The following is a 16,357-nucleotide window of genomic DNA, read 5'->3' as shown; positions in this document are numbered from 1 at the left end:
GTGCCTGGAAATCCGGCAGAATCGGAGGGATGAGCGAGCAGATGGCCGACATCAACGGGATACGGATCTGTTACGAGACCATCGGCGACCCCGGTGGCCGGCCACTGCTGATGATCATGGGCCTGGGCGGGCCGATGATCTGGTGGGACGAGGAACTCTGCGGGCTGCTGGCCGACCGCGGTTTCCACGTGATCCGCTACGACAACCGTGACTGCGGACGGTCGCAGGCGATGACCGGACGGGCGTCGCTCGTCGGGTCGTTCCTGGGCGCCAAGCAGCCGTACTCGTTGGCGGACATGGCCGACGACGCCGCCGGGCTGCTCGATCACCTGGGCATCGAGTCCGCGCACGTCACCGGCGCGTCGCTGGGCGGGATGATCGCGCAGACCCTGGCGATCCGGCATCCGGCCAAGGTCCGTTCGCTGGTGTCGATCATGTCGACCACTGGCGGCCGGTTCGTCGGCTGGCCGCAGCCACTGGTCGGGCTCGCGCTGCTGAACGGCAAGGCGGTCGACCGCGACGGTTACATCGCCGCGGCCACCGCGACCTTCAAGCGGATAGGTTCACCCGGTTTTCCCTTTGACGAAGCCAGAATGCGCGAACGCAGCGGCCGCACCTACGACCGCGGGATCAACCGCGCCGGCACCCTGCGGCAACTGGTGGCCGTCACCTCCGCGACGGACCGAACCCCGCAGCTGCGGAAACTGCGGATCCCGGCGCTGGTGATCCACGGCAAGCGCGACCCGCTGGTGCACGTCTCCGGCGGCAAGGCGACCGCGCGGGCGATCCCCGGTGCCGAGCTGATCCTGGTGCCCGGCATGGGGCACGACCTGCCGCGCGCGATCTGGCCGACCATTGTGGACGGAGTCACCCGCACCGCCGACCGCGCCAAATAACCCACACAATGGCATCGCACGACATTCCGCCGTACCCGGCGCTCGGCCTTCCGGAACTGGGGAACCTCCTCAGCTACAGCGACCCGAACGGCAAGTACTACGTCTTCTGCCGGGATCGGCCGGCGAAGAAGGGCGGCCCCGGCCTGGTCGTCGCCCGCAACTCCTCGCTCGGGTTCGAGAAGATCGTGTCCGACTACTTCCCGCTCACCGAAGCGGGCTGGCTGGGCGTGTGGCGAACCCTCGCCGCCCTCGATCCGCGGGAATTCGACAGATGTCGCAAGAACGTCGCACGCAACGCGGCCAGGTATCAGCTTCGATCGGACGACCAGAAGCTTCGCCTGGAGCTGGAACAGAACACGCGACTACTGCTGAGCGAGTCGATCTTCCTGGGTGGCTACACACCGGCCGCGGACCTGACCTTGAAATCCGCCTACGATCTGCGATTCATGACCGACAGCCTGACAGTGTTCGCCGTCGGGACAACGCACACACTGGGCCGCCTGAACTACGACACCTTCACGAATATCCAGATAACCGGGCCAGGAGTGACCCAGTCGACCAACCCGTTCGCCGACTCCGCGGGAAAGATCATCGGCACGGCTATCCGGGCCACCCAGACGGGGATCAGCGACAACATCCTGAATGCGGCGGAAAGCGTGATCTCGGCCGGGCTGAAGGCGGCCGGAACTCGCAGCGTCGTCAAGACTGTGCTCTCCATGCGGACCACGGACTCGGAACTGTTCTTTCTCCACACCAAGACCGAACCCGGCCAGCTGCGCATCGACCTGTCGCCGGTGCTCGGCAGAATCAGGGAAGTGCTCGCGTCAACCGCGGCGAACAGCCCGTCGCCGCAAGGCCCGGACGCCACCTCGATCATCGCGCAGCTCAAGGACGCGTCGATGCTGCTGGAGCAGGGCCTGCTCACCCGCGATGAGTTCGACCGGTTGAAGTCCAGGTTGCTCTCCGGCGGCTAAGCGTCCTTTGTGGACTGATGGCCGGCCGGATCACCGCGTTTCCGATTCGCGGCGGGTGAGGACCAGCGGGGCGTCCTCGGTGATGGCGACGGTGTGTTCGGAGTGGGCGGTGCGGGAGCCGTCGGCCGAGCGGATGGTCCAGCCGTCGGGGTCGTAGACGATCTGGTCGGTGGTGCGGGCGAGCCAGGGTTCGAGGGCGAGGGTGAGACCCGGCCGCAGGGTCAGGCCGCGCCCGGCCCGGCCCTTGTTGGCGACGTGGGGCGCCTCGTGCATGGTGCGGCCGATGCCGTGACCGCCGAACTCGGTGTTGACCGGGTAGCCGTAGCCGTCGGCGACCGCGTAGATGGCCGCGGAGATGTCACCCAGGCGGTTGCCGGGGCGCGCCACCTCGATCGCGGCTTCGAGGGCTTCCTCGGTGGCGCGGATGATCCGCAGGTCCTCCTCGGCGGGGGTGCCGACGATGACCGTGCGCGCGGAGTCGGCGACCCAGCCGTCGATGCCGACCGCGAGGTCCGCGGTGAGCACGTCGCCGTCGCGCAGTGTGTAGTCGTGGGGGAGGCCGTGCAGGACGGCGTCGTTGACCGACAGGCAGATGACGTTGCGGAACGGGCCCTTGCCGAACGACGGCGCGTAGTCCCAGTAGCACGACTCGGCGCCACGCCGTTTGATCATGCCGCGCACGTGACGTTCCAGGTCGAGGAGGTTGACCCCGACGTCGGCGAGCCGGCCGACCTCGGTGAGCACCTCGGCGACGAAACGCCCGGCCACGTGCATGCGCTGGATCTCCGCAGGCGTCTTCAGTTCGATCACGAAAACCTCACGTCACAGGGTGCCGGTATTACTATACCGTCACCGTAGCACTTGCCGGGATAGTAATACCAGTCCTACCCTGTGAGCATGGTCCGCCAGCCGCTCACCCCCGAGCAGATCGAAGCCGGCAAGCGTCTCGGCGCCCTGCTGCGCCGCGCGCGAGCGGGTCGCGACCTGACTGAGGTCGCGAACGCGGCCGGCATCTCGCCGGAGACCCTGCGCAAGATCGAGACCGGCCGGCTGCCCTCGCCCGGGTTCGGCACGGTCGTCTGCCTCGGCGAGGCGCTCAACCTGCCGCTCCAGGAACTGGCGGCCACCTGGCGCGGCAACGACCTGCCGCTGGAAGCCGTCTCGTAGCTCAGGCGTGCACGTCCGCCAGCCACTGCTCGACAGTGCGCGGAGTGAGGCCGAGGAGCTTCTGGGCGCTGATCTCCACAGTCGGCGGCCACCTTGAAGTGCGGGAGCTGCTGCACGGACCGCTGCGGTTCACCGAGCTGCGGTCCGTGCCCGACATCACCTTCGTCACGAGCTAGGCGGCGCCAGCCGGTACACGGCGCCGGCCTGGTCGTCGGTGATGTACACGGCCTTGTCCGGTCCGATCACCGCACCGACCGGGCGGCCCCACCGGGACCCGTCGGCGGCCTGGAACCCGCCGACCAACGTCTGCTGCACACCCAGCTCGCCGTCCTTCCAGGGCAGGAACGACACTTCCGGCGCGCGCGGCGGGGAGGCGTTCCACGAGCCGTGGACCCCGATCAGGGCGCCGTGGGCGTAGTCGCCGGGCAGTCCGCCGTCGACGAACGACAGGCCCAGCGGCGCGGAATGCCCGCCGAGGGACTGCTCGATCCTGGGCAGCTTGCTGCAGTCGAGCTTGCTGCCATCGGGGTTCATCTCGACGTCCAGGTCGAACGGCACGTCGGAGAGGTCCTGCGCGCTGCCGCGGACACCGGGATCGACGTCGGCGTCCGGGTTGCAGTACGGCCAGCCCAGGTTGCGGCCGGCGGTGAGCTTCGCGACCGGCTCGACCGGGTGATCACGCACGTAGTCGGGGATGACCTTGCCCTTCGACGAGCCCGTGTCGTCGCCGTAGGGCTTGTCGAACGGGTACTGGATGTTGTCCCGGTTGTTCACCGCGGTCCACACCGCGCCGTCCGGGGCGATCGCCAGGCCGGTGCCGTTGCGGACACCCACGGCGAACGGCTGCGGCGCCCCGCCGCCAGGCGGAATGCGCAGGATCGAGGCCCTCGGCGGGTTCGCCGTGAGGTCTTCGGCGGAGATGTTGCCGGTGGACCCGACGGACACGTAGACCGATCCGTCCTTGCCCACGGCGACGCTCTTCAGCGCGTGCGCGTACTTCCCGCCCAGGTCCGGGCTCTTGGCGTCGGGCAGGCCGGTGACCACCGGCCGCGGGTCCTTCGCCGCCCCGTTGGCGTAGGTGTATTTGTCCACCCGGTCGCTCTGGGCCACGTACAGCGTCGAGTCCACGAACGTGAGCCCGTGCGGCTGGTTCTGGCCGGACAACAGGGTGGACACGGTCGCCCGCCCCTGCCCGTCGGGCGTCAACCGGACCACCTTGCCGTTCCCGGGGACGGACACCAGCAACGTCCCGTCCGGCGCCCACGCGGGCAGCCGCGCGGTCGGTACCCGCGCGAACACCGACATCGTCCACCCCTGCGGCACGAGCGCCTTGCGGGTGACGTTGAACGGCGCCGTGTTCATGCCATCGGGGACCGTCACCGTCACCGGGACCAGGGTGTCCGAGGCAGCAGCCTTCGGCGCCGGTCCCTTACCCGGAGCCGACTCCGCCACACATCCGGACACCAGTAGGGCGACGACGGTCACCGGCAGGGCGAGACGTCGGGTGAACATAAGCCTCCTAGCGATCGGGCCTGCGCCAGGTCCAGGTACCCGTTCGGCGAAGTTACTACTCCGTTCGTGGCTATTCGGTGAAGGACTCGCGACGGATTGGCCCGGGGCCGGATGGAGGCAGGATCGTGACCGTCCACAGTGGTTCGGCGGGCGCATACTGAGAGCCGGTCGGGGCTACCGGTGAGGAGCACGCGTTGGCCAGCAGGGCATCGGCTACCGGGGCCGATCGCGTGCGGCCGGCGACCAGGGTGCTCGCGGTGGTGATCGTGCCGTTCCTGGTGGCGGCGTTCGTCATCTGCTACCTGATGCCCACCCGGACGCTGGAGCTGTTCGCGTGGGGGATCCGGCCGCCGCTGACGGCGATGCTGCTGGCGGCGGTGTACATCGGGGGTGCGTTCTTCTTCGTGCGGGTGGCGATGGCCAGGACGTGGTCGGCGGTCGCGCTGGGGTTCCCGCCGGTCGCGTTGTTCGCGTCCATGCTGGGTGTCACGACGGTGCTGCACTGGGAGAAGTTCACCCACGGGCACATCTCGTTCATCGCGTGGGCGGCGCTGTACTTCACCACCCCGTTCCTGGTGGTGGCGGTGGCCGCGATCAACGCTCAGACCGCTGAGGACGTCGCCACCGGCCCCAGGCTGCCGCAGGTCATCCGGATCGTGCTGGGCGCGTCCGGCGTGGCCGAGCTGCTGCTGGCGGCCGGGTTGTTCCTCGCCCCGGACTGGCTGGCGACGATGTGGCCGTGGATGGTCACGCCGCTGACCGCGCGGACCCTGGCCGCGGTGTACGCGCTGGGTCTGGCGAACGTGCTGATCGCGATGGACGGCCGCGCCTCGCGGGTGCGCCTCCAGCTCGAGGTCCAAGCCGTCATGCTGGTCCTGATCGCGATCGCCGCCATCGTGCGGCGCGGGGACTTCACCGCCGGTGCGGGCACGGGTTACGTCTTCGCGGCCATTGTGGTCGCCGAGCTAGCGGTGGTCGTCGATGGGCTGGTGATCGTCCGAAGGTCCACAGTGGACACCGTGTCCGTGAACGAGGTCTGAAGTCACCGATCTCCGGTCGCGCTGTTGTCCGCTGATTCGGCGAGACGAGCGTGCAGTCGTTCGCGGATCTCATCAGGCGTGTAGGCGCGGCGCCGCCGCTGTTCGCGGGCGATCACCACTCCGGTTGCCGCGACACCGGCCAGGCCGGCCAGGCCGGCTATCTTCCACCAACGCACTTGCCTACGCTAGCACCGTGCCGGCCGCCCAGATGGATCTCGACGAAGCCGTAAGCATCACCCGTACCGGCGACGTGTGGCTGTTCCGCGGGCACACCGCCGCGGACCGGACCATCCGGGTCGTGACCAACAGCCCGGTCAACCACGTCGGCATGGCCGTGGTGATCGAGGACATGCCACCGCTCATGTGGCACGCGGAGCTCGGTAAGTCCCTGCCGGACATGTGGACGGGCACCCATCAACGCGGAGCCCAACTGCACGACCTGCGCAGAGCCGTGCTCGTGTGGGCCACGAAATATCGTCAGCAGGCGTGGCTGCGTCAGCTCACCAAACCCGTGACCAAGGACATGGAAGACGCCGTCCTGCGGACCATCGCCCGGCTGGACGGCACCCCGTTCCCCTCGACCAGCCGGCTGGCGACCCGATGGCTGGCCGGACGACTGCCATCCCCGAGAAAGCGGGACGTCAACCTGGAATCCGCCTTCTGTGCGGAGATCGTGGCGACCACGTACGCCGGCATGGGGCTGCTGCCGCCTGGGCGCCGCCCGAACTGGTACGACGCAGGACGGTTCTGGAGCGGCGACAACCTCGACCTGACCGGGGGCGCGGAACTGGGCGGCGAGATCGCCATCCGCATCCCCGACGACGTTGATCTGGCACGCACTACCGGGGCGGTGTGAGCGCGTTCCGTTGGGCGGGGCTCAGGCGATCCGGTCGCGCGATGAGGGTGTAGGTGCCGGGGGCGGTGGGGTGCAGGGCAAGGGGGTCGGCGAGAGCTGGTTTGCACTGGATCGCGTCCAGGGCGGCGGTTACCCGCTCGTTGGGCCATTCGAGCGCGGTGGCCAGTCTGTCCACAGTGCACGGTCGACTGACGTGCACAAGTGCCGCGATTACGGTCAATGCGTCGTAGACGATGGGTTCGGCGAGGGTGCTGCCGCTCATCTGTTCGCTGAGGCGTGCGAAGAACTGGCCCATCCGCCTCAGGCGGGCACCGGCGGCGGTGGCGGCGCCGAAGATCTCGATGCCCTCGTGTGCGGCGGTCGCGAGCTGGCCATGGGCGCCGGTGTCGGCCTGCCACGCGCGGAGCCAGACGTCATCGTCGATCAGGTACCGCTCGCGCCGCCGGCCCGGATCCTGGTGGCGCACAACCAACTCCATGTCCTCGAGGTAGCCGATGGACTTGGAGACCGACGCCGGGCTGACCTGCAGCGCCCGCACGAGGTCGGCGGAGGTGAGACCGCTGGTGTCGGCGGTCAGCAGGCAGACGAACACCCGGGAGGTCATCCGCGGCATGCCCGTCGCGGCGAGCAACCCAGCGAACCGGTCCACGAAGTCCGCTTCGGCGGGTTGCCCATCAGCGGCAGGCCGGGCGGGCTTACGGCGGCGGGCGCGATGACCGGCGGCTTGTTGAGCGGCGTCGGCCAGGTACGCGCCCGCGCTGTTGCGGGCGACCTCGCGGCTGATCGTGGACGTCGGACGGCCCAGGCGCCGGCCGATCTCGGCGTACCCGAGCCCCTCGGCGAGCCACACCGCGATCTGCGTGCGGTCCCCATGGGTCAGCCTGCCACCCGGCATCGGCACACCTCCTTTGCGTTCACGCACACTACAGTGCAACGACCAAAAACAGCGAGTTGCATTCACTCACAATTCTGTTGCAACGATTGCTGTCACACAGCCATTTCTGATCCCAACGGCGTTGACGTGTTATGAAACGCAACGTAGCTTTCGTTCATCTGGAAAGGGAGGAACCATGATGCACGTGCTGGTCGTGTCGACCGTGTCGGACGAAGGCAAGTTCTGGAGCGGCCTGAAGAAGGCGCATGGCAAGCTCCCCAAGGACGCCACCTGGAAGCTGGCGGTCGCGAGCAAGGGTGGGGCGAAGGCGGTGAACGTCATCGTCCACGACTCCGTCGACGACGTCCGCGAGTTCTTCGAGGCACACGCGGGTGCTTACGCGACAACGGAGTACTTCGAAGCGGACGCCGCAAACGCGGTGGGTCTCCCGCGATGACCCGGATCGCCGAACTGCTCGCCGAGTACGGAATTCCCAGCGCCGCGATCGGTGTACTCCACAAAGGACAGATCACCGAATACGCGGTCGGCGTCACGAACGTGGGAACGCGACAACCCGCGACCACCGACACCATCTACCAATGCGGCTCGATGACCAAGACCTGGACCGCGCTGGCGTTCATGCAACTGGTGGACGAAGGAAAAGTCGACCTGGACGAACCCGTCCGGACCTACCTGCCCGGCTTCCGGGTAGCCGATCCTGAGACGACCGCCAACGTCACCCCACGCCAATTGCTGAACCACACCAACGGAATCGAGGAGGCCCACGGCGACCCCGGCGAAGGCGCCGACGTCTACCAGCGCATGGTCGAGAACATCGCCGACGCACCCCAGGTGTTCCCACTCGGCCACACCCACGGCTACAGTGCGGCGCTGGGGTACGCGATTCTGGCGCGGATCCTGGAGGTCCAGGACGGCAGCCGCTGGGACGACATCATGCGGAACCGCCTCTTCGACCCCATGGGACTGTCCAGCACGAGCACCTGGCGCGAACAGGTGGACGAAACCCGCGCCGCCACAGGGCATCTGATCCGGTCGCTGGACGAAGGCCCGATCATCACCCCGGTGGACTACCTGCCCCGAGCGTTCGGCCCCGGCGGCGGCATCACTTCGACCACAAGCGAAGTCCTGACCATGGCCCACGTTCTGCTCAACGAAGGCATGGCGCCGAACGGCAAGCAGATCGTCAGCGCGGGCAGCGTCGGCGAAATGATGACTTCGCGGGTGCCCATCCCGGACCCGTACATGTTCGGGCCACAGTGGGCGCTGGGCCTGATCGTGTGCGACTGGAACGGCGAAACGGTGTACGCCAGCGACGGCAGCACGATCGGCCAGAACGCGCGACTGCGTATCCTCCCGGACGAGGACACGGCGATCGTGGTGCTGACCAACGGCGGACCGCGGGAAGGCTTTGCCCGCAAGGTGTTCGCCGAGTACGGAATCCCGGAGCTGCCCGCACCCGACCCGACGCTGAAGCTCGACCTGTCGAGGTACGAAGGCGTCTACGGCCGCCCCGGTGCCCGGTACGAGGTCACGGCCGACGGCGGAAAGCTGCACCTGACATTGGCGATCGACCCGATGCATGCCGAGTTCCTCCAGAAACCCGACCGGATGAAATACGAACTGCTCCCGGTGAGCGAGTCGCATTTCCTGATGCCACCCGCGGATGCGCTGGAGGACACCCAGACCGTCGCGATCTACGAGTTCGCCGACGGCCACGCGCGATACCTGCACACCAACTGCCGGGTGAACCCACGGCTGGGTTGACTGTGGACAGTCGGACCCGCCGCCGCGCGGCTGGGCGAGCGGGCGCTCAGCTGGCGGTGCTCGACGGGCTCGGCCACTGGTGGATGTTGCGGGACCCGGTGGTGTCCGCCAGGGCGATCAACCAGTTCCCGCAAGGCCTTTGCTGACCCAGGCCGTGTTCCGGGACGTCCCGGAACACGGCCCGATCGGGTCACCCGATGGCCGGGTCGCTCGTGCTCGCGCAGCCGTTCTCCACGTGCCCGGCCAGACGGCGCAGGAACTGGGCGTGCCGGTCGCTGGTCACCGTGATGTCGTACCAGTTGTTGCTGCCGCGGCAGTTCACGGTCGCGACCACGCGGTCGCCGGGCCGCAGGACGCGGGTGTCCGGGCGGTGGCGGTCGTAGGCGTTCGCGATGGTCAGCCGGACGGTGGCCGAGGTCGGGTTGGTCAGCACGAGCCGGACCTCGTTGGCGTCGTGGGTGGCGGCGACCTCGGGCCCGGCGCCGGTTCCCTTGAACTGACGCAGGAAACCGTTCGGCCCGTGGGCGGTGAAGTCGTAGGGTGTCGAGCCGGTGGCCAGTCCGGCGGACAGGATCCGGCCGCCGCCCGCGGTGTACGTCCACGGCCCGTTCGGGTTGGACCTCGAGGTGACGTAGAACGAGGTCGCCGCCGGGCCGTTGCTGGCGAACGTGAGCTTCAGCCGGTCCTTGGCGACCTGAGCGTCCGCGGCCGGGTTGTAGGGCAACGGCCGGGCCGGACGCAGACCGCGTTCCTGCTTGGGCAGCCTCGGGTTGGCCGGCACGGCGGGCACGTAGTCCGGGTGCCGGACGCGGTCCGGCGGCTCGTACCCGGCGGTGTCGGGCAGGTGGGGCACGTGGGTGTCGGCGCCGGTGAAGTCGAACGCCGAGGTGAGGTCGCCGCACACGGCCCGCCGCCACGGCGAGATGTTCGGCTCGGCCACGCCGAACCGGCGCTCGATGAACCGGATGATCGAGGTGTGGTCGAACACCTCGGAGTTGACCCAGCCGCCCTTGCTCCACGGCGAGACCACGAGCATCGGCACCCGCTGGCCCAGACCGTAGGGGCCGGCCGGGCGCGAGGCGTCGCCCGCGTAGACCTCACCGGTGGTGTCCACGGTGGACGCGCCCTGGGCCGGGTAGGGCGGGACGATGTGGTCGAAGAACCCGTCGTTCTCGTCGTAGGTGATCAGCAGCGCGGTCTTGCTCCACACCTTGGGGTCGGCGGTGAGCGCGTCCAGGACCTGGGCGATGTACCAGGCGCCGTAGTTGACCGGCCAGTTCGGGTGCTCGGTGAACGCTTCCGGCGCCACCACCCAGGACACCTTGGGCAGCCGGCCCGCCTTCACATCGGCGGCGAGGATGTCGAACAACCCCTGGCCCTGCTTGGCGTTGGTGCCGGTGCGCGCCTTGTCGTACAGCGGGTCGCCGGGCTTGGCGTTGCGATAGTTGTCGAAGTACAGCAACGAGTTGTCGCCGTAGTTGCCGCGGTAGGCGTCCTCGATCCAGCCCCAGCCGCCGTTCGCGTCCAGGCCGTCGCCGACGTCCTGGTAGATCTTCCACGACACCCCGGCCTTCTCCAGCCGCTCCGGGTAGGTCGTCCAGGAGTAGCCGCGTTCGTCGTTGCCCAGGACCGGTCCGCCGCCCTTGCCGTCGTTGCCGGTGTACCCGGTCCACATGTAGTACCGGTTCGGGTCGGTCGAGCCCATGAACGAGCAGTGGTAGGAGTCGCAGATCGTGAACGCGTCGGCCAGCGCGTAGTGGAACGGGATGTCCGCGCGGGTCAGGTACGCCATGGTGGTGGATCCCTTGGCGGGTACCCATTTGTCGTACTTGCCCTGGTTCCAGGCGGCGTGTGTGTCGTTCCAGCCGTGCGGCAGGTCCTGGATGAACTTCAGGCCGAGGTTGTCCGCGTCCGGCCGGAACGGCAGGATCTCCCGGCCGTTGGCATCCGCCTGGTTCCACACGGGCTTGCCGCTGGGCAGCGTGACCGGCCGCGGGTCGCCGAACCCGCGCACCCCTCGCAACGTGCCGAAGTAGTGGTCGAACGACCGGTTCTCCTGCATGAGGACCACGATGTGCTCGATGTCCCGCAGCGTCCCGGTTCGCCGGTCCGCGGGTATCTCCGCCGCGCGGGCGATGCTGGTGGACAGCATCGATATGGCAGCCGTGCTGCCGCCCAGCTGGAGGAAACGCCTGCGATTGACCTCTGCCATGGAAACTCCGCCTACCGGTGCCGGGGACGAGGGGCCTGGCCAGTATCGGCCGTTGTTCGAGAACGGCTTGGTCCGTTTGCAGCAATTCCCGGCGAATCCACGGTGAACGACCAGCGTGGCCGTTATGCGGACGCGCCATGATCGTCTACAGCTGTGACGGCCGGTGCCCGGCCGTCGATAGACCCGGCGGCGGCCCGGGTGGCCGGTTGATCGAATGTGCGGGGTACTCATGGCAGGCGGTTCCGGCTCAAGGGACCTTGGTGATCTGCTGGAACGGTTGAAGGTCGGCAGCGGCCGCAGTTACGAGAGCATCGCGCGCCGCACCAACCTCAGCAGGTCCACCGTGCACCGGTACTGCACCGGGTCCAGCGTGCCGAAGGAGTTCGGGGTGCTGGAACGCATCGCGCTGGTGTGCGGCGCCGACCGGCAGGATCTCGTTCAGCTGCACCGATTGTGGCTGTGCGCCACGACATCCGATGAGCCCACCAGTGCCCCGGTCGTCGCCGAGGCCGAGCCGGTCCCGCCCGCGCCCGTTCCGGCCCGCAGCGGTCGGCGTCTGCAGGTGCTGGGCGCGGTGGCGCTGGCGGCGATCTTGATCATGGCTGCGGCCTCAGGCGACAGCGGCTCGGGTGTGAGTCCCGCGCCTGGACAACAGCGGATCTCGGGCCCGGCGTGGTTGCTGCCGCCCGCGCCGGTGCCGAGCACGTTGTTCGGGGTGACGATCAACAGCGGCAGCGGGGCCATGCCCGCGTTCAAGGTCGGCGCGGTGCGGTTCTGGGACAGTGGCACGCGCTGGTCGGAGGTTCAGCGGCAGCCCGGCGAGTTCGACTGGTCGGCGCTGGAGCGGCAGGTGAGCGGCGCCGAACGGCTGGGCGTTCCGCCGTTGTTCGTGTTCGGCGGCACCCCGCGGTGGGCGAGCCCGACCGGACCGGCCGGGCCCTATCCCGACGGGACCGCCGCGCCGCCGGACAACCTGGCCGACTGGGACCTGTTCGTCCGTACCCTCGTCGAGCGTTACCGGGGCCGGATCGAGGCCTACGAGTTGTGGGTGCTGGCCAACGACCGGCGGTTCTACGCGGGCAGCGTGGAGAACCTGGTCGAGATGACCCGCCGGGCCAGTGCGCTGATCCGGTCGATCGACCCCAAGGCAACCGTGGTCTGTCCCGGCATGGGTCAGCTGTGGGGCCCGAGGGTGTCTCGTTCTTGCAGCGGTTCGCCGAGCTGGGCGGGTACGCGTACTGCGATGTGGCCGGGGTGAAGCTGTTCCAGAAGAGCGCGTCCGATCCGCCGGAGACGATGCTGCAGCTGACCACCGAGATCGACAACGTCATGCACGAGGCCGGGATCCACCCTCGGCTGTGGAACACCGGCACCACCTACTCGATCGCGTTGCAGGCGCCGCTGGACGCCACCCGCGCCCGCGACTACGCGGTGCGGTTCTTCCTCGTCGGCATCTACGCGCGCAAGGTCAACCTCGAGCGGATGTACTTCTACAACTGGGGCGGCACGAAGATCCCGATCGTGCTGCAGGCGGTCGGCGGTGTGCCGACCGACGCCGCCCTCGCCGTCGAACAGGTCCAACGCTGGCTCGCTCACGCCCAAAGCCGCTCCTGTGGCCACGGCACCGCCATCAACCTCCCACCCAACGTCTGGACGTGCGAGTTCACCATCACCGAACCCGGCCGCACCTACGACGCCGCGATCCAGTGGACCGACACCGGATCCGCCGTCACCACCGCCGGTCCCCATACCTCCGCCGTCCGCCACCTCGACGGCACCGCGGACCCGATCAGCCCCGGCGACACCATCACCGTGACGGAGGAACCGGTGCTGATCGAGTCCGCCTCGTAAGGGCGTTTCCCAGGCTGCGGAAGGGAACACCCCGCCCCTCATGCCGATCTCCGCTAACGGAGGGATGGGCCGATCCAGCGGCGGACCAGGGCTCTGAGGCGGTCGTCGGTGAGCGGAGGGGTGGAGGGGTACTGCATGAAGGAGAGGAACAGGCGCATCAGGATCTCGGCGAGGCCGTGCAGGTCGTCGTCGGTGGTGATGCCGGCCGCGGGCCAGTCGATGGGGAGGTTGCGCAGGATCCGGGCGCCGAGGGCGAACGCGAGGGGAGAGGTGACCTCGGCGGTGAAGAAGTCGGCCTCGCCCGCCTGGAGGAGCAGGCCGAGGTAGGGCTCGGTGGGGACGGTCCGGACGGCGAACACCACGGACTCGACGGCGGCCTCCTCGGCGCTGCCGAACGTGGCCAGATGCCGTTCCATCCGCACCACGAACTCCTCGACACCGGCCAAGGCGACCGCGCGCAGGATGTCGGGCAGGCTCGGGAAGTACCGGTAGACGGTCTGCCGCGTTACGCCCGCCTCGGCGGCGACGTCGGACAGGCTGGTCTTGGCCAGCCCGAACCGGTCGATGCACGCCGTGGCCGCCTCGACGATCCGCCGCCGGGCCTCGTCCTCCGTGCCGGGCGGGTTGCCCTGCCAGCCGTGGTGCCCCATGCGAGCTATCTTCCCTGATGAGGACGGGTCAAACGGCGGCAGGCGCGGTGCGGCGGGCGAGTTGCATGCGGTACAGCAGCAGACCGGCGCCGACGAAGCAGGCGAGCGCGTAAGGTCCGCTGCCGTGATCCGCGCTGGAGTACGACGGCAGCGCACTGATCCAGAACACCGCCATCACACCCAGATAAATGACCGGATAGAACCGCACGAACGCCGACAAAGGCTCACCGGGCTCGCGCTGCGACCAGACGATCCACGCGCCACCCACCCACAGCAGCGCCAGCTCGACGCCGAGAACCCACGCCTGCGCGGTGATGTTGCCGTCGAACAGGCTCGACGGGATCCCCGCGATCGCCATCGACGGCGGCGTGAGCACACCGGCCACCAGAACGCGCGGCACGAACGACCGTCCACGCCGCGCGAGCCGCACCACCAGGTAGGTCATCGCGCCCATCGACACCGACGCGAACAACAGCATGCTGTTCATCGGCACTGAGTCCAGCGCGGGATGGTTGACCAGGTAGTTGTCCATGTTCCAGGCCCACCACTTCAGCTGCGGGCCGATGTGGTCGAACACCTCGTAGAACACCTGGCAGGCAAAGGCCACGGCCACCGCACCGACCAGCGCGCCCCGCCGGAAGATCCCGAGCGTCCGCACCAGCTCGTAGGCGAGCTGACTGATCACCGGGTAGAACGCGACGATGTAGAGCGGCAGCCGGTCCCACATGAACTGCACGGTGAACTGGTTGTGGGCGAAGATGAACCCGTACAGCTTGTCCAGCCCGAACCACTCCGGGAAGTACAGCGGCGGCTCGGTCACGAAGAGGTACACCAGCGAGGTCCACCACAGCGCCAGGTTGACCGGATCACCCGCCCGGTACCGGCGGATCGCGTGCAGCAGAGCGAAAACCGCGCCGCCGATGATGAGCACCTCGAGCACCGGCATCGTCCAGTTCGCGAGCTGCCAAGGGAACCGGAGCGAGATCACGGGGGACACGTCGTGACAGTCGAAGCCGAGATCGCGGGTGACGGCCTCCGCGGCCGGCCCGCAGACCGCGCTCATCGCGCAGCCGCGGGGGTCGGTGAGTAGTCGGTCGCGGGCGGTTCGGTCTGTGGGTCGAACCCGTACGGAACCCGCCGTCGCCCAAGGGCGGCCCGGATGCCGAACCGCACAAGACCGGCGATCACCTTGGGGTTGCGCATCATCTGCCCCAGCGATTCGTCCATGTTGAACACTTTGCTGAAGTGCTCGTCGACCACCTCGTACTCCCGTGCGGCGCCGACGATGAGGCTGAACGCCGGACCGGACATGGCCGCCACGATCCGCCGCCGCCACTCCGGTAGCGTCTCGGTACCCTCCGCGCACGCGTAGCCCTGGTCACGCGCCATCGCCAGCCGCCACGGCACGTCCAGCAGTTTGCGTTGCGCCGCAAGGAAGCGGGCCGAGAAACCCGCGTCGAGCCGACCGGTCCGGGCGAGGTGCTCGCGCAGCAGCAACGCCGAACCGGCCGCGGAACTGATTCCCTGCGCGTAGAAGGGATTGAACGCGCAGATCGAGTCGCCGACGAACGCCAGCCCCTGCGGCGGCCGCGCCCACCGGTCGTAGCGGCGCCACTTGTTGCCGGTCGAGCGGGTCAGGTGCACTTCCGAGGTGGCGGCGCACTCGTCCATCGCCGCGGCGAACAACGGCGTGCGCACCCGGCGGGCGGACTCGACGAACGTGTCGCTGGTGCGGGGCATGTCGATCCCCCACGAGCCCATGCAGGCGATGACGCGGTTGCCCTCGATCGGGAAGAAGTTGACCAGGAACTCGTGCTCGGCGGGGTGTTCGCGCTTGTCGAGGGTCGGCATGATCACCAGGTGCTGCCACCACCAGGAGGCGGGACGCTCGGTGGGCAGGGCGTACCAGCGTGAGGTGTAGGTGACCTTGGCGTCGAGGGTCCGCACCTCGGGTTCGGGCCAGCCCGCCGCCACCAGCCACGTGCCGACCGACGAACCACGGCCCATCGCGTCCACCACGAAGTCGGCGTCGACGTGCTCGGCAGCGAAGTCGACCCCGGTGATCTGTCCATTGCGGACGGTCAGGCCGGTGACCGTGACGCCTTCCCGGATGACGACGTTGGGCAGTTCGCGGACCTTGTCCCGCAGCACGCGTTCGATGAGGATCCGCGAGCTGTAGATCATGGTCATCGAGCTGCGTTTGCGGGCGGCCCAGCCATCACCATCGAGGTAGGCGGCGTCCAGCGACGGCATCAGATGCAGCCCGCCCGCGGCGATCAGGTCCTCCTCGAACCCCGGGAACAACTTGCCGATCGCGCGTCGGCCGGAGTTCAGCAGGAAGTGCGGGTGCTTGCTCTGCGGGACGCCCCGCCGGTGCTCGGCCTCGGCGGGAAGCTCATCGCGTTCCAGCACCAGCACCTGGTCGAAGTGCGGGGCAAGCGCCCCCGCGGCGCACAGACCCGCGGCACTCCCGCCCAGCACAACGGCACTCCTGCCGAGCCCCATCCGGACCGCCTCCCACCCGTCAATCATACAAAGTG

Annotated in this window: 19 protein-coding genes; 11 read left to right on the top strand and 8 right to left on the bottom strand. The window is 68.6% G+C overall.

Annotated features, from left to right (window positions below; translation table 11 throughout):
* Window positions 1-29 precede the first annotated feature (29 nt).
* Together AB0J95_RS14500 and AB0J95_RS14495 are read left to right on the top strand one after the other, a co-directional pair.
* Complete coding sequence (locus AB0J95_RS14500) at window positions 30-896, top strand: alpha/beta fold hydrolase (protein WP_364757133.1); 867 nt, start codon at window positions 30-32, stop codon at window positions 894-896.
* A gap of 8 nt (window positions 897-904) precedes the next feature.
* Entirely contained in the window at window positions 905-1,870 is a 966-nt protein-coding gene (locus AB0J95_RS14495; protein ID WP_364757131.1) for an SHOCT domain-containing protein, read from the top strand.
* Between the two features lie 30 nt (window positions 1,871-1,900).
* Here the strand turns inward: AB0J95_RS14495 and map are convergent, their stop codons facing one another.
* A complete protein-coding gene (map, locus tag AB0J95_RS14490) occupies window positions 1,901-2,680 on the bottom strand; it encodes a type I methionyl aminopeptidase (RefSeq protein ID WP_364757129.1) in 780 nt (259 codons plus the stop codon).
* A gap of 87 nt (window positions 2,681-2,767) precedes the next feature.
* Here map and AB0J95_RS14485 point away from each other — a divergent pair, with 87 nt between their 5' ends.
* The gene (locus AB0J95_RS14485) at window positions 2,768-3,037 is read left to right on the top strand and encodes a helix-turn-helix transcriptional regulator (protein WP_364757127.1); all 270 of its coding nucleotides are present in this window, start codon (window positions 2,768-2,770) and stop codon (window positions 3,035-3,037) included.
* 44 nt (window positions 3,038-3,081) lie between these two features.
* Window positions 3,082-3,213, top strand: a complete 132-nt coding sequence (locus AB0J95_RS14480) for a hypothetical protein (protein ID WP_364757126.1) — start codon at window positions 3,082-3,084, stop codon at window positions 3,211-3,213.
* On the opposite strand, the gene AB0J95_RS14475 is transcribed toward AB0J95_RS14480, so the two are convergent.
* Entirely contained in the window at window positions 3,203-4,549 is a 1,347-nt protein-coding gene (locus tag AB0J95_RS14475; protein WP_364757124.1) for a gluconolaconase, read from the bottom strand. The two genes, AB0J95_RS14480 and AB0J95_RS14475, sit on opposite strands and share 11 nt — an antisense overlap.
* 194 nt (window positions 4,550-4,743) lie before the next feature.
* Between AB0J95_RS14475 and AB0J95_RS14470 the strand changes: the two genes are divergently transcribed.
* On the top strand, window positions 4,744-5,589 hold the full coding sequence (locus AB0J95_RS14470; protein WP_364757122.1) for a hypothetical protein: 846 nt from the start codon (window positions 4,744-4,746) through the stop codon (window positions 5,587-5,589).
* A 2-nt stretch (window positions 5,590-5,591) separates the two neighbouring features.
* Here the strand turns inward: AB0J95_RS14470 and AB0J95_RS14465 are convergent, their stop codons facing one another.
* The gene (locus AB0J95_RS14465; protein ID WP_364757120.1) at window positions 5,592-5,765 is read right to left on the bottom strand and encodes a hypothetical protein; all 174 of its coding nucleotides are present in this window, start codon (window positions 5,763-5,765) and stop codon (window positions 5,592-5,594) included.
* Window positions 5,766-5,782: 17 nt separating this feature from the next.
* Here AB0J95_RS14465 and AB0J95_RS14460 point away from each other — a divergent pair, with 17 nt between their 5' ends.
* Window positions 5,783-6,445: a hypothetical protein gene (locus tag AB0J95_RS14460; RefSeq protein ID WP_364757118.1), complete on the top strand. Its 663-nt coding sequence runs from the start codon at window positions 5,783-5,785 to the stop codon at window positions 6,443-6,445.
* On the opposite strand, the gene AB0J95_RS14455 is transcribed toward AB0J95_RS14460, so the two are convergent.
* Complete coding sequence (locus tag AB0J95_RS14455) at window positions 6,429-7,340, bottom strand: helix-turn-helix domain-containing protein (RefSeq protein WP_364757117.1); 912 nt, start codon at window positions 7,338-7,340, stop codon at window positions 6,429-6,431. The genes AB0J95_RS14460 and AB0J95_RS14455 overlap by 17 nt on opposite strands.
* Window positions 7,341-7,515: 175 nt before the next feature.
* Between AB0J95_RS14455 and AB0J95_RS14450 the strand changes: the two genes are divergently transcribed.
* Genes AB0J95_RS14450 through AB0J95_RS14440 form a run of 3 tightly spaced genes read left to right on the top strand, consistent with a single transcriptional unit; the run spans window position 7,516 to window position 9,250 of the window.
* A complete protein-coding gene (locus AB0J95_RS14450; protein ID WP_364757115.1) occupies window positions 7,516-7,776 on the top strand; it encodes a hypothetical protein in 261 nt (86 codons plus the stop codon).
* Window positions 7,773-9,104: a serine hydrolase domain-containing protein gene (locus AB0J95_RS14445; protein ID WP_364757113.1), complete on the top strand. Its 1,332-nt coding sequence runs from the start codon at window positions 7,773-7,775 to the stop codon at window positions 9,102-9,104. Before AB0J95_RS14450 ends, AB0J95_RS14445 begins: the two co-directional genes overlap by 4 nt.
* A gap of 2 nt (window positions 9,105-9,106) precedes the next feature.
* The gene (locus tag AB0J95_RS14440; RefSeq protein ID WP_364757112.1) at window positions 9,107-9,250 is read left to right on the top strand and encodes a hypothetical protein; all 144 of its coding nucleotides are present in this window, start codon (window positions 9,107-9,109) and stop codon (window positions 9,248-9,250) included.
* 44 nt (window positions 9,251-9,294) lie between these two features.
* Here AB0J95_RS14440 and AB0J95_RS14435 read toward each other — a convergent pair whose 3' ends face one another.
* On the bottom strand, window positions 9,295-11,316 hold the full coding sequence (locus AB0J95_RS14435; protein ID WP_364757110.1) for a phosphocholine-specific phospholipase C: 2,022 nt from the start codon (window positions 11,314-11,316) through the stop codon (window positions 9,295-9,297).
* Window positions 11,317-11,545: 229 nt separating this feature from the next.
* Here AB0J95_RS14435 and AB0J95_RS14430 point away from each other — a divergent pair, with 229 nt between their 5' ends.
* Both AB0J95_RS14430 and AB0J95_RS14425 read left to right on the top strand, forming a co-directional pair.
* On the top strand, window positions 11,546-12,574 hold the full coding sequence (locus tag AB0J95_RS14430; RefSeq protein WP_364757108.1) for a helix-turn-helix transcriptional regulator: 1,029 nt from the start codon (window positions 11,546-11,548) through the stop codon (window positions 12,572-12,574).
* Complete coding sequence (locus AB0J95_RS14425) at window positions 12,520-13,167, top strand: hypothetical protein (protein WP_364757106.1); 648 nt, start codon at window positions 12,520-12,522, stop codon at window positions 13,165-13,167. The genes AB0J95_RS14430 and AB0J95_RS14425 overlap by 55 nt, the downstream gene beginning before the upstream one ends.
* A 53-nt stretch (window positions 13,168-13,220) precedes the next feature.
* Here the strand turns inward: AB0J95_RS14425 and AB0J95_RS14420 are convergent, their stop codons facing one another.
* Genes AB0J95_RS14420 through AB0J95_RS14410 form a run of 3 tightly spaced genes read right to left on the bottom strand, consistent with a single transcriptional unit; the run spans window position 13,221 to window position 16,322 of the window.
* Window positions 13,221-13,817, bottom strand: coding sequence for a TetR/AcrR family transcriptional regulator (locus AB0J95_RS14420; RefSeq protein WP_364757105.1), 597 nt, complete (start codon window positions 13,815-13,817; stop codon window positions 13,221-13,223).
* Between the two features lie 28 nt (window positions 13,818-13,845).
* Complete coding sequence (locus AB0J95_RS14415) at window positions 13,846-14,880, bottom strand: hypothetical protein (protein ID WP_364757103.1); 1,035 nt, start codon at window positions 14,878-14,880, stop codon at window positions 13,846-13,848.
* Window positions 14,877-16,322, bottom strand: a complete 1,446-nt coding sequence (locus AB0J95_RS14410) for a hypothetical protein (protein ID WP_364757200.1) — start codon at window positions 16,320-16,322, stop codon at window positions 14,877-14,879. The genes AB0J95_RS14415 and AB0J95_RS14410 overlap by 4 nt, the downstream gene beginning before the upstream one ends.
* Window positions 16,323-16,357 lie beyond the last annotated feature (35 nt).

The organism is Actinocrispum sp. NPDC049592, from assembly GCF_040675465.1.
Classification (GTDB): domain Bacteria; phylum Actinomycetota; class Actinomycetes; order Mycobacteriales; family Pseudonocardiaceae; genus Kibdelosporangium.
Note: the sequence above shows the minus strand (reverse complement) of the source record. Positions and strands in the feature narration are given on the sequence as shown.